Annotated in this window: 13 protein-coding genes; 7 read left to right on the top strand and 6 right to left on the bottom strand. The window is 33.5% G+C overall.

Going from position 1 to position 12,964, the window contains the following annotated elements; translation table 11 throughout:
• Positions 1-29: 29 nt before the first annotated feature.
• The gene (locus tag Q0829_RS04955; protein WP_298540610.1) at positions 30-344 is read left to right on the top strand and encodes a hypothetical protein; all 315 of its coding nucleotides are present in this window, start codon (positions 30-32) and stop codon (positions 342-344) included.
• Between the two features lie 54 nt (positions 345-398).
• On the opposite strand, the gene Q0829_RS04950 is transcribed toward Q0829_RS04955, so the two are convergent.
• From Q0829_RS04950 to Q0829_RS04940, 3 genes are all read right to left on the bottom strand, one after another.
• Positions 399-923 carry a DUF6787 family protein gene (locus Q0829_RS04950; protein WP_298540608.1) on the bottom strand — a complete coding sequence of 175 codons (525 nt, stop codon included), beginning with the start codon at positions 921-923 and terminating at the stop codon, positions 399-401.
• A 39-nt stretch (positions 924-962) separates the two neighbouring features.
• Positions 963-1,382, bottom strand: a complete 420-nt coding sequence (locus Q0829_RS04945; protein ID WP_298540606.1) for a DUF6146 family protein — start codon at positions 1,380-1,382, stop codon at positions 963-965.
• 170 nt (positions 1,383-1,552) lie between these two features.
• Positions 1,553-2,194: a DUF937 domain-containing protein gene (locus tag Q0829_RS04940; RefSeq protein ID WP_298540604.1), complete on the bottom strand. Its 642-nt coding sequence runs from the start codon at positions 2,192-2,194 to the stop codon at positions 1,553-1,555.
• Positions 2,195-2,523: 329 nt separating this feature from the next.
• Here Q0829_RS04940 and Q0829_RS04935 point away from each other — a divergent pair, with 329 nt between their 5' ends.
• Together Q0829_RS04935 and Q0829_RS04930 are read left to right on the top strand one after the other, a co-directional pair.
• Positions 2,524-2,988 carry a hypothetical protein gene (locus Q0829_RS04935; protein WP_298540602.1) on the top strand — a complete coding sequence of 155 codons (465 nt, stop codon included), beginning with the start codon at positions 2,524-2,526 and terminating at the stop codon, positions 2,986-2,988.
• Between the two features lie 16 nt (positions 2,989-3,004).
• Positions 3,005-6,598 carry a tail fiber domain-containing protein gene (locus tag Q0829_RS04930; RefSeq protein WP_298540600.1) on the top strand — a complete coding sequence of 1,198 codons (3,594 nt, stop codon included), beginning with the start codon at positions 3,005-3,007 and terminating at the stop codon, positions 6,596-6,598.
• A 93-nt stretch (positions 6,599-6,691) separates the two neighbouring features.
• Here Q0829_RS04930 and Q0829_RS04925 read toward each other — a convergent pair whose 3' ends face one another.
• The 3 genes from Q0829_RS04925 to Q0829_RS04915 form a co-directional block, all read right to left on the bottom strand.
• Positions 6,692-7,642: a D-2-hydroxyacid dehydrogenase gene (locus Q0829_RS04925; RefSeq protein ID WP_298540598.1), complete on the bottom strand. Its 951-nt coding sequence runs from the start codon at positions 7,640-7,642 to the stop codon at positions 6,692-6,694.
• 74 nt (positions 7,643-7,716) lie between these two features.
• Complete coding sequence (serC, locus tag Q0829_RS04920) at positions 7,717-8,781, bottom strand: 3-phosphoserine/phosphohydroxythreonine transaminase (protein ID WP_298540596.1); 1,065 nt, start codon at positions 8,779-8,781, stop codon at positions 7,717-7,719.
• Positions 8,782-8,908: 127 nt separating this feature from the next.
• Entirely contained in the window at positions 8,909-9,970 is a 1,062-nt protein-coding gene (locus tag Q0829_RS04915) for an acyl-CoA reductase (protein ID WP_298541210.1), read from the bottom strand.
• A 65-nt stretch (positions 9,971-10,035) separates the two neighbouring features.
• Between Q0829_RS04915 and Q0829_RS04910 the strand changes: the two genes are divergently transcribed.
• The 4 genes from Q0829_RS04910 (at position 10,036) to Q0829_RS04895 (ending at position 12,937) form a co-directional block, all read left to right on the top strand.
• Entirely contained in the window at positions 10,036-10,386 is a 351-nt protein-coding gene (locus Q0829_RS04910; RefSeq protein ID WP_298540594.1) for a 4Fe-4S dicluster domain-containing protein, read from the top strand.
• Between the two features lie 118 nt (positions 10,387-10,504).
• A complete protein-coding gene (locus Q0829_RS04905) occupies positions 10,505-11,116 on the top strand; it encodes an outer membrane beta-barrel protein (RefSeq protein WP_298540592.1) in 612 nt (203 codons plus the stop codon).
• A 113-nt stretch (positions 11,117-11,229) separates the two neighbouring features.
• Positions 11,230-12,105 (top strand): alpha/beta fold hydrolase, encoded by an 876-nt coding sequence (locus Q0829_RS04900; protein WP_298540590.1) that lies wholly within the window; start codon positions 11,230-11,232, stop codon positions 12,103-12,105.
• On the top strand, positions 12,092-12,937 hold the full coding sequence (locus tag Q0829_RS04895) for an alpha/beta hydrolase (RefSeq protein WP_298540588.1): 846 nt from the start codon (positions 12,092-12,094) through the stop codon (positions 12,935-12,937). The genes Q0829_RS04900 and Q0829_RS04895 overlap by 14 nt, the downstream gene beginning before the upstream one ends.
• The last annotated feature ends 27 nt before the right edge of the window (positions 12,938-12,964 follow it).

Below are 12,964 nucleotides of genomic sequence, written 5' to 3'. Positions count from 1 at the left end.
TTTGTTATATATTTAGTAAATAGAAACTTATGAAAAAGAACAAGTATAAATTATTAAAAAAAGGGGTTATTTATGATTTAATAGGTATGGCTTCATTGGCTATTCCTTTTGTTGGACCATTTTTAGATCTTATATGGGCTCCTTATGCTGCAAAAAAAATGATGGATATGTATCCTGGAAAGAAAGGTAAGATAGCTTCGGTAATAACTTTTATAGAGGAAATAATTCCGGGAACAGATATAATTCCTACTTTTACTATAATGTGGTTATATACTTTCGTGCTCAATAAAGAAGAGATTATGGATAAAGATGCTAAAATAATCGAAGTAGAAGTTATTTCTTAAAATAATGATATTTCTATAGTTTCAATTTAATGGAAACTATTTTTTTTATATTCTTTAATCTTTAATAAATCGAGCAAAACCCATTCTGCGAAGCATTTTTTTCTCAAACCACCAGAAGAATTTAAATTGTCCAAAAATCCATCCTACAATTAATAATATTATCTGATATACTGGAAATATCAGAAATATTCTCAATGGCCAGTATATCCATCCGGTTGTAGATTCTCTATGAAATCCCATTAATTGTATAATTGGGTCAGAAATTCTGGCTGCTGTAGAACCTGTAATGGCAAAGGCAATAAAAATCGCAATTAGCTCCCATCGATACGTAACATTCCATTTTTTTTCTAAGGGTCTAAAAATCTTTAAGGTAAATATCAATAATCCTGTAAAAATTAATACTGTTATTACGGATAATAATGGGAAATAAAAATCATGATTCTCCGTAAATTTTAAAATACCAAGTATTAATCTCTTAGCTAATAAAAACGATGAAACCAATAATCCTATTAATCCAAGGAGGGGAAAAAGTAGTTGCCAATTAGCCTGAATTTCCCAGCGATCTTTAAACTTTTGCATATCGCAAAAATACAACTTAAACTTTCCGTGTCAAAATCTTTAACCTCTACTTACTATAAATCGTTGATTATATTGTCGTTCAAAAAACAGAAAATAATTGTATAAAAGGTAGTTTACCTCGTATCCATAATCGGTCTGCAATTCATAGTTTATTCTCTGAATATATAAATTCGGATCAAATAGCTGCGGCTGCATAACCCTTTGATTATATTCAGTAACATATTGTCGATTTCTTACTTCCAGAAAACTTTGATTATAGTAGCCTCTTGGTCTCTGGGTAGCAAGCCATCCATTAAATCCAGGTTCTATTATAATAATTTCATACTCTAAACTATCATTAGCAATTCTTACAGTGTCAGAAATGCTATCCGCAGATGTAACATCGAGTTTTCTATCTTTAGTTGTTCCACAACTATAGATGCATAACACTAGAATAAATGTGTAAATACTATTTTTCATAATCTTAATAAAAATCAAATTACAAAAAGTACGTTAATTACTTTTAAGCTTTAACGTTTTTTTTGTTGTGTTAATTTATAAAAATTTATTTGAATAGGCCTAAATAGAAAAAGAGTCTTAATACAAACATCAAGACTCTTCTCAGTATTTATTAAACAATAGTTATAAATCTATTTTCCAAAAAGACCGCCTAATAATCCTCCAAGGCCGCTTTTTTTCTGACTACCGCCACCAAGTACCATACCAGCTACATCATCAAGGATACTGCCATCACCGTCTGCATCCAGAAAAGATTCTATTAGTGATTGCTGTTTAGACCCTTGTCCTCCTCCGAGCATTCCTCCGAGCATATTTGATAAACCATTAGCATCAGATACATTGTTTTGCGAAGCTTGTTTTCCTAAAACACCCATAAGGATTGGAGCAGCTACTTTAAGAATCTGAGCAACAGAACCAGCATCCATTCCGGATTTTTGACTCAATGCATTTTCTACAGCAGGTTGTTTTCCACCTAAAATATGTCCTAGAATTCCTGCTCCATCATTAGTGACATTATCTTCAACACCACCTTCAAATAACCCTCCTAGATTGTCTAAGATTCCACCACCAGAATGTTTTCCTGATAGCGCACTTAATAATCCTGATGCACCTTCAGGGGTTGACGCATTTTTCTGCATAGCACCCATTAACACAGGCATTGCCATACTTAATAAGCTTCCTGTTTTATCAGCAGATTGTCCTGTTTGACTACTAACACCGCTAACAATTTGTTGGCCCATTGGGCTATTTAAAAGATCTAAAATTCCAGACATGATTTAATGTTTTTTATTATGTGTTCTAAATTTACATTTTTATTAACAAAAATTGTAGAAAAGAAGCCTTTATTTTTTATGTAAAACCGATGAATGTTACTTTTTGTCGGTAAAATGTAATCGACTTTGTTTACTAGTGTCCCTAAGATGTTAATCATAACTTGAAACTTTCTTAATATTTGTTTTTATAGGCATTGAAACTGAATTGCTTGGACTTTTTTATACCCTGTTTAAGATTTTTATTACTTAATATTCTGGGTTTAGAGGCTAGAAAAAAAATAAAAGCCTTTAGTTTTGTCGAAGGGAAAAAATCTTTAAAAAATAACAAAATGGGAAGGATTGTTTTTATAACAGTAATGTTATTGGCTAAAAGTATGTTTGGACAGGAAATTATGTCTTCTTCTGGTTTTTCTGTTTTTGATGAAAATGTACAAGTATACTACACTATAGGTGAATTAGCAGTAACAGAAATGAGTAACTCCGACATTACTTTGAATCAAGGTTTCCATCAGGGTTTTAAAATTGAACGATTTATACAAAAAGATGAAGTACTAGTTGATATAAAAGTATGGCCTAATCCCGTTGTGAATTCTTTTAATATAAAAACAAATTCTTCAGCAATATCTTACGCTTTGTATAATAAGTTACAACAAAAAACTTCTATTAAAGGACAAGTTCCAATTCAAACTACCCAGTCTATTGAAATAGGAAATTTAGAACCTGCAATCTACCTGTTGTATGTTACTGATAGGGATAATAATACCAATGTATATAGAATTTTAAAAACAGATTAATCATTCAAACTTTGTTATGGGGAAATTTTTAAGGATTTTAATTTTAATTTATTGTGGTACGGTCTTTTCACAGACACCACAATCTTTTAATTATCAGGCAGTGGCTCGAGATGTATCTGGTAATGTAATCACTAATAAAGATATAAGTGTGCAATTCAGAATACAGCAAGGTGCTGTAGGGAATGTGGTATATGAAGAAACTCATAATGTAACTACAACAAATTACGGTTTATTCAATCTAAAAGTAGGAAGTGGTAAACCATTAGGTATCAGTAGGATTAGTGATATTTCTTGGGGAGAAGGTGAATATTGGTTAGAAGTATCAATAGACATGGAAGGAGGAAATTCTTTTTCAATTATAGGAAGTTCACAGTTACTTAGTGTTCCGTATGCTTTACATGCAGAGACTGTTGCTAACGATAAAGACACACGATATACTGCAGGCAAGGGGCTGCAATTAGTAGGAAATGAATTTTCTTTAATTGAGACTATTAATTATTCAAAAATAGGAGAAGATTCTGTATTTACTACCGTTGATGGTATTACTTCTAATGCACCAGGGGATGTGAGTGCTGATAGTTTTGTTTTTGGTAGCACTTCTATAAATAATAAAAACGGCGTAGATGATAATGCAAGGATGTTATTTGTAAAAAGTAAAGCAGCATTTAGAGCTGGAACAGCAACAACTGATCAATGGGATTTAGAGAATATAGGGAATAATTCTGTGGCAACAGGTTATAATACACCAGCTTCAAGTACATATGCAACTGCATCTGGTTTTTCTAGTAAAGCATCGGGGAATGCTTCTACAGCATCAGGGTTTATTACCAAAGCAGAAGGTAATTTTTCGTTTGCTGCTGGTTTTAAAACGAAAGCATCTGGTATACAATCGGTAGCATTAGGAAGTGAAACTCAAGCTAATAATCACGGCGCAGTAGCTATGGGAATCAAAACTATCGCTAGCGGAGCAAATTCTTTTGCTACTGGTGATGAGACAATAGCAAGTGGTAAAGGTGCAGTAGTATTGGGAACAAAAACAAATGCTACTAAGGATAATGCTGTAGCAATGGGGAATGAAACTATCGCTAGTGGTGTAAATTCATTTGTAACAGGAATTTCAAGTGTAGCAAGTGGAGATAATTCTTTTGCAACTGGTAGAAGTAGTGAAGCAAGTGGTAATAGATCATTTGCCTCCGGAGAAAGTACTAGTGCTCGAGGACAGGCTTCTACGGCTATGGGAAGTTTTAGCACAGCGATTGGAACTAGATCTTTTGCATTAGGAGGAGGGTCAATTGCTTCCGAAGCGGATGCGATTGCAATAGGGAGTAATGCAGAGGCTTCTGGAATAAGTGCAACTGCAATTGGGTTTAGTACCAAAGCAGAAGGTTCCGTTTCAACAGCATTAGGAAATAGTACAATAGCTTCAGGGAAGAATGCTACTTCAATGGGATCGAATACTATTGCTTCAGAAGAAGCTTCAACAGCAATAGGTATGGAAACAGTGGCAAGTGGAAAAAATGCATTAGCTGCAGGTCAAAATACAAAAGCATCTGGTATTTCTTCTACATCATTTGGATGGCTAACAGAAGCTAGCGGAATAATTTCTACGGCAATTGGTCATAATAATAAAGCTTCAGGATATGCATCTTTTTCTTCGGGATCTGCCTCAGAATCTTTGTCGTTTACTTCAGCTACATTTGGTGTAGGTACAGTAGCTGAGAAAACAAATCAATTTTCTATAGGTTCATATAATACAAGAGTTGGAGGTTCTAATAGTAGTACGACACCAGAATCACCACTTTTCGTAATTGGAAATGGATCTAATGAAGAGAATAGAAAAGATGCGTTACTTGTTAGGAGGAATGGTAACACAGAAATAAATGGATTAGTAACTATTAACCCTAACAATAACGAAACAGGGTATACTTTACCAGCAACAAAAGGACAAGCAAATCAGGTGCTAATAGCTAATACAGATGGTACAACTAGCTGGGGGAATACTATCGCGGAAAGCGTGTTTACAAGTGAATATCAAAATATCCCTTCAGAAGGAGGAGGTACAATACAAACGATTTTTGATAATACGGGAGCTCAAGCTTTTGTGATTGGTAAAAAGGAGTTATATATAATAGATAATACAGCACAGTATAAAACATTACTTTTTGATAGAGGAGCGTTTAGAGCAGGAGAAGTAACCGATAATTTATGGAGAAAAGAAAATGTTCCAGGACTCTCGTTTGCGGTTGGTTTGAATTCTAATGCTACTTCGGCGAGAGCATTTGCTTCTGGAACAAGTACATTAGCTAGCGGAATTAGTTCTGTGGCCATGGGTGGATTTACTAAAGCATCAGGAAATAGGTCTTTTGCAGCAGGTAGTCAATCCGTTGCATCAGAATCCGCGGCGACAGCCTTTGGTACGAGGACAACAGCTTCTGGTAAAAATTCTACGGCGTTGGGTCTAGATACAAAAGCTGAAGGTTTAAATGCTACTGCAATGGGGCAGAATTCAATCGCTAGAGGAATTGCATCTACAGTACTAGGAGTTCAAACAGTTGCAGAAGGAATTGCCTCCGTTGCTACAGGTGATTTAACCAAGGCGACTGGAAACTATTCTTTCACTTCAGGAAGTGGAACAACTGCATCAGGAATATATGCAATTGCATTAGGAGAGAATACACGTTCTATAAATAATGCAACTGTTGCTCTTGGATCTGGAACAGAGGCAAGTGGTGATTTTTCTACAGCTATAGGTAAGAATACAAAAGCTACTAGTGGAAGTTCGACCGCTATGGGGTTAGAAACATTAGCTAGTGGTGGAGTATCAATAGCAATGGGAAATAAAACTATTGCTTCCGGATCTTATTCTACAGCTACAGGAATTGAGACAAGAGCAGAGGGTTATGTTTCTACCACTATGGGTACAGGAACTATAGCTTCTGGTTTTGCTTCTTTCGCATTGGGTAGAACGACAGTAGCAGAAGGGTTTTCTTCTGTAGCAATGGGTAGTAATACGACGGCTAAAGGGGTATATTCTATATCACTTGGAAATCATACCGTTGCTGAGGAGATTTCACAAACTGTGGTAGGACAATATAACGAATTGACTGGTGTAAGTCCTGGTTTATCAAATTTAGAATCTCGTTTATTGGTTGTAGGAAATGGAGTGTCAGAAACTAATAGGAGTAATGCGTTTTATGTGGAAAGAAGCGGTAATGCAACTCTTGCAGGAACATTAACTCAAAACTCTGACCGTAGACTCAAAACAAATATTACACCACTAAAAAACACTTTAGATAAAGTTGAGCAAATAAATGGTGTGAACTATACTTGGAAAGATACTCAAAAACGAGGAAAAAATTTACAACTAGGAGTAATTGCTCAAGAGGTACAAGTACAATATCCAGAATTAGTAACGAAAGACCAAGAAGGTATTTTGAGTGTTAATTATAATGGTTTAGTTCCTGTGCTACTTGAAGCTATTAAAGAGTTAAAGTCAAAATTAGAAGTTAGTGCAAAAAGAAATGAAACCTTAACAGAAGAATTATCATTACTTACTTCTAAAGTAAACATGATCATTTCAGAATTGAGTATAGATACTGCTAAGAACTAATTTTATAGATGTTTTTAGTTAGTTTTTTGTAATGTAATAATAAAAAATGCCTCATATATTATGAGGCATTTTTTATTCTATACGTATTTATTTCTATTTTAAAATAGATATTATTTGATCGGCAAGTTCTTGACCAATTCTATCTTGTGCTTCACCAGTAGCAGCTCCGATATGTGGTGTTAATGATATTTTATTGTTCATTAATACCTTAATAGCTGGGCTTGGTTCATTTTCGAATACATCTAGACCAGCAAAACTTAATTTACCACTTTCTAACGCTTCTACTAAGGCTACTTCATCAATAACCCCTCCACGAGCGGCATTAATTAATCCAGCACCATCTTTCATTTGTCCAATCTCGGCTTTACCAATAACATAATCTTTTTGAGCAGGAACATGTAAGGTAAAGAAGTCTGCTTGTTTAAGAACTTCTTCTTTAGAAACAGTCTTTATTTTAAAATTTAATGATTGTCCATCAAAAAATTCTAAAGGAATTTCCACTTCTTCAATAAATGGATCAAATGCAACTACATTCATACCAACTCCAATTGCAATTTTAGCAGTTGCTTGACCAATACGACCAATACCTATTACACCAAGTGTTTTGCCTCTTAATTCAGTTCCACCGGCGTATGCTTTTTTAAGGTTCTTAAATTTGCTATCACCTTCTAATGGCATGTTTCTGTTTGCATCATGAAGGAAACGAACACTTCCGTATAAATGGGCAAAAACAAGTTCTGCTACTGATCCGGATGATGCAGCGGGAGTATTGATAACGTGTAACCCCTTTTCGCGAGCATAAGCAACATCAATATTGTCCATACCAACACCACCGCGTCCTATAATTTTTAAAGAACTACAATTATCAATAATATCAGTTCTTACTTTTGTAGCACTACGAACTAATAATACATTGATTTCATTTTCATTAATATAATTTACTAACTGATCCTGCGCAACTGTTGTAGTTTGTACTTCGAATCCAGCTTTTTCCAGGGCATCAATACCGCTTTGAGATACTCCGTCGTTTGCTAATACTTTCATTTTAAAGGTTTGATTTTTTAAATTTTGAATTCTTATTTCAGAATTTTTAGTTTCTAATTTAATAGGTTGGTTAATTAAGCTTTTCTTTCTAAGTCACTCATTACATCAACTAATGCAGCAACACTTTCCATAGTCATAGCATTATACATACTAGCTCTATATCCACCTACACTTCTATGTCCATTTACACCGCTGATACCAGCTTCTGTCCACATAGCGTCAAAAGTTTCCTTAAGATGACCATCTACCAAAGAGAAAGTAGCATTCATCATAGATCTATCTTCTTTTGCAGCAAACCCTTTGAAAAGAGGGTTTAACTCTATTTCAGAATAAATAAGGTTTGCCTTTTTCTCATTTTGCTCTTCAATAGCAGCAATTCCACCTAGTTTTTTCAACCATCTAAGTGTAAGCATGGATGTGTATACTGCGAATACAGGTGGCGTATTAAACATACTACTTTTACTAATATGCACCTTATAATCCAGCATCGATGGAATTTGTCTTTCCACCTTATCCAATATATCTTCTTTTATAACTACTAATGTAGTTCCAGCTGGACCCATATTTTTTTGTGCTCCGGCATAGATCAAGCTAAATTTTGAGAAATCTAATTGTCTAGAGAATATATCACTACTCATATCACAAACTAGAGGTGTATTGGTAGTTGGAAAATCTTTGATTTGTGTTCCAAAAATAGTATTGTTACTGGTACAATGCAGATAATCTAAATCCTCAGGTACATCATAACCTTTAGGAATGTAATTGTAATTAGCATCTTTAGAAGATGCCACTTCTACAACCTCTCCAAAAATTTTAGCTTCTTTAATTGCTTTATCACTCCAACTACCAGTATTGATATATCCAGCTTTTGATTGTAATAAATTGTATGCAGCCATTAAAAATTGAGTACTTGCTCCTCCTTGAAGAAAAAGTACTTTATATCCTTTACCCTCTAAGCCTAGTAATTCTAAAGCCAAACTGCGGGCTTCGTCCATTACATCTACAAAATCCTTACTACGATGTGAAATCTCCAAAATGGATAGCCCAGAATCGTTAAAATCTAATACAGCCTGGGATGCTTCTTTGAATACTTCTTGTGGTAGAATACAAGGTCCTGCGCTAAAGTTGTGCTTTTTCATCAGTAGTTTTTATTGTTTTTTATTAATTACTTTTCTTGTTATTTTCCGGCTCCTTAAACCAGTAAGAAAAAACACCACAAAGGTGCTAATAATCTAAAACAAAATCATTGTCAAAATGATAAATTATTTAGTCAATTTTTGTTAAAAATTCAATAACATCAACATTATCTGCATAATCTGATAGAGAAGGGTGTTGTGTGGTTCCGAAATCAACACTATTATCAGAAAAATTGTCGCCAACTATGCATTGTATAGCTTCTTGATCAGCTTCGAATTTTCGGAATAATTCCTCTTTTGATGTATATGTCTCATAAAACAAAGTGGCGATAGGTGAACTGTAACTTTCATCTTCTTTAAGCATTAGGAAACCATTGTCTAATAACTTAAAATTGCTCATTAAATACACGGCTTTATTATAATCATAATTATTGGCGTATTTTGCTCCATTAATGATGTCATTGTATTCATAAATAGATTTAAAAAATAAGTCAAAATCATAACCTTTTGGGACCATAAGTTTAGAAACACTTCTACAACCTAGCCCATAATAGGTAAAGATATCGCTCCCTAATGACGCTAGTTGCTCTTTGGACTCACTTCCGGTTAATATTGCTACAGAATTTCTATTTTTACGTATAATATTAGGTTTGTTGCCAAAATAATGTTCGAAATAGCGAGCTGTATTATTGCTTCCTGTAGCAATGATGGCATCAAAATCCGTAAACTTTTCTTCGGTAAAAGAAATTCGTTTTTCAAATCTTGGTTCAATCGCAATTAGATACGATGCTAGATATGGAAGTAATTGGTTGTCGTTAGAAGATTGTTTTACCAGAACATTATGACCGCTTATGAGTACCGAAATAAAGTCATGAAATCCAACTAATGGGATATTACCTGCCATAATAATACCGATTGTTTTAGCCACTTTGGTATCTAAGGAATAAGAAGACAACCATTGTTCTAAATTATGTTTTGTCAGCGTTTTACTCCATTGTGATAATGAAAACAAGATGTTTTCTTCTGTAAACCAACCATTATGATGTTTAGCAGATTCGATTTTTTGAATCATCCCATCAAAAAAATCTTCTTGACGGATAACATTGCTAATCTTCTCATAACCAGTATTTTTGAATTGACTTAAGAACTTGCCTAATTCAGTAAAAGCGACTATTCGATCATTTAATACCATTTCTAATTTGTTTATCACTAGTTTACGGGTTATTTTTGTGATGCAAATTTAGAATAAAAAAAGCTATGGCAATTATAATAACGGACGAATGTATAAACTGTGGTGCATGTGAACCAGAATGTCCGAATACGGCGATTTATGAGGGTGCGGATGACTGGAGATATGCGGATGGAACTGATTTAGAAGGAGATGTTGTGCTTCCTGGAGGCAAAGCTGTTAACTCAGAAGAGGCTCAAGAACCGGTTAGTGATGAGATTTATTATATTGTACCTGATAAGTGTACAGAGTGTAAAGGTTTTCATGAAGAACCTCAATGTGCAGCGGTATGCCCTGTAGATTGTTGTGTTCCTGATGAAGATGTCGTGGAAACCGAGGAGTTTTTATTACAGAAACAGTCATTTATGCATAAAGAATAACATATTTTTTTATAGACACCTATTATAAACCTGTCTGTTTAGGCAGGTTTTTTTATACTCGTTTTTTAAATTTTAGTATTTTCGTCAAGAATTTAACCTCAAATCTAAACATGAAATTATGAAAAAATTAATATTCTTCATCTTATTAGCAACTATTTCAGTTACTTCTTATGGGCAATATCGTTGGGAAGTAACGGGTGGTATAACAAGTTCTAGTCTTGATATTGAAAACTCTAAAAGTAACCGTGGTGTTGGTTTTCATTTTAATGCTGGATATGGATATGTAATGGGTGTTCGTGCCAAAACAAGTATTGTTTTTTCCGTTGAAATTTTACAAAGAAATAGTGAAGTTATAACAAATCTTCCCGGAGGAACGATTACTTCAGATTTTAAAGCACTGCAAGTAGGTTTTAATCCTAAATTCAGGTATTTGTTTGGTAGAGGTAAAGATCGTTTTAGACCTTTTATTAATGTTGGTCCTTCTTTTAGATTAAATACTGGTATAGAATTCGCTGGTGTGGATTTAGAATCAGATGCATATGAACAATTGGTTATTGGTGGAGTATACGGTTTGGGTTTTTCTCAGATGGTAGGAGAGATGTTTGATATTTTTTTCGAAGCTGGTGCGATGAATGACTTTACAGATAATCTAGTAGATGTTGATAGTAAATTCTTTGATATCTATGCAAGAGTAGGAGTACGTTTCCGAATTTATGATGCAAGACGATAAATTGTAATAAACATAATATTTGTTAAGATCCTGCTTCGGCAGGATTTTTTATGCAATTAAATTTAATTTTTTGTAAATTAGTTACTTACAAATATATTTAAAGGAATATTAATATGCCAAATTGGGGATACATAGCAATTATTATTCTTGCGTTTTATATCGTAGCTAGTGTAGCATTGTATTATTTGCAGGAGTATTTCATTTTCAAACCGGAGAAGTTAGATAAAGATTTTGAATTTCATTATAATAACCAAGTTGTAGAAGAGTATAATTTAGAAACCAGAGATGGCGCTATCATAAATGGGCTTCATTTTAAGGTTAAGGATCCTAAAGGAGTTGTTCTATATCTCAAAGGGAATTCTAAAAGTATTAAAGGTTGGGGGAAATTTGCAGTTGATTTTACGAGGCATGGATATGATGTATGTATGTTAGATTATCGAGGATTTGGTAAAAGTACAGGTAGACGCTCTTTTAAAGCTATTAAAAGAGATCTTCAATTTGTTTATAATAAATTAAAGGAAAAAGTAGATGAAAAGTATATCATCTTGTATGGTAGATCTATGGGATCTGGTTTTGCAACAAAATTAGCTTCTATTAATAATCCTAAAATGTTAATTCTTGATGCTCCTTATTATAGTTTGAGTAAAGTAGCGGGCAAATTTATTCCTTTTATGCCAGTTTCTTTAATTATGAGATATCCAATACCTACGTATAAGTGGTTAAAATATGTGAATTGTCCTATACATATCATCCACGGAACACAAGATAAATTAATCCCTTTTAAATCTAGTATTAAATTATCAAAAATAAAACCGAAACTGACACGATTATATACTGTTATTGGTGGAGGACATAAAAACCTTAATAATTTTGAATCTTATCATAAGATGCTAGGGGAAATTATTAATTCAAAGATGAGGAAAATAAATCTTTCTAATACCAGTATTGGTGTTAAGCATTCGTCAAAAAAAGTAAATGTCCAAGCTTAAAAAAGTCCTGCTATGGACATTGATACTATATTTTATGATATTAGGGTTATTAGGTTTCTTTCAGCATAAAATAATTTTTCAGCCTAAAAAACTTCCTAAAAATTATACTTTTCAATTTGATCATCCTTTTGAAGAATTTTTTCTAGAGACTACTAATGGCGAACGGCTAAATGCAATACATTTTAAAAACAAAGATCCCAAAGGGGTTATCTTGTATTTTCATGGAAATAAGGGAAATCTATCTAGATGGGGTAATATTACAGTTTTTTTTGCAAAAAAAGAATACGACGTAATAGTAATGGATTATAGAAGTTATGGAAAAAGCACTGGTACAATTACAGAAGAAAGTCTGTATAGTGATGCTCAATTGTTTTATGATTATACATTAAAACTATATGAAGAAGATCAAATAATAGTGTATGGTAGGTCTTTGGGTACTGGTATTGCCACAAAAATTGCATCAACCAACAAACCAGACAATTTAATACTAGAAACACCATATAATACCATGGAAGAAGTTACTTCGTATTGGTTACCGATTTTTCCTGTAAAAAGTATATTGAAGTTTAAGTTTACGTCTAATGAATTTATACAAAACGTAACCTGTGATGTTACTATTTATCACGGTACGGATGATGGAGTAGTACCTTATGTATCTGGTAAAAGATTGTTTGAAAGTATACCCACGTCAAAAAAGAGAATGATTTCTATTGAAGGAGGTTCTCATAATGATTTGATAGGCTTTAAAGAATATACTAAAACTATTGATAAAGTGTTAGAGAAAGAGTTTAACGAAAATTGGGATGCCACTTCGAGCGGAGTCGAGAAGTAGTTATTTATAGTTAAAATAATACATTTC

Source organism: uncultured Aquimarina sp., assembly GCF_947492405.1.
GTDB lineage: Bacteria > Bacteroidota > Bacteroidia > Flavobacteriales > Flavobacteriaceae > Aquimarina.
Note: the sequence above shows the minus strand (reverse complement) of the source record. Positions and strands in the feature narration are given on the sequence as shown.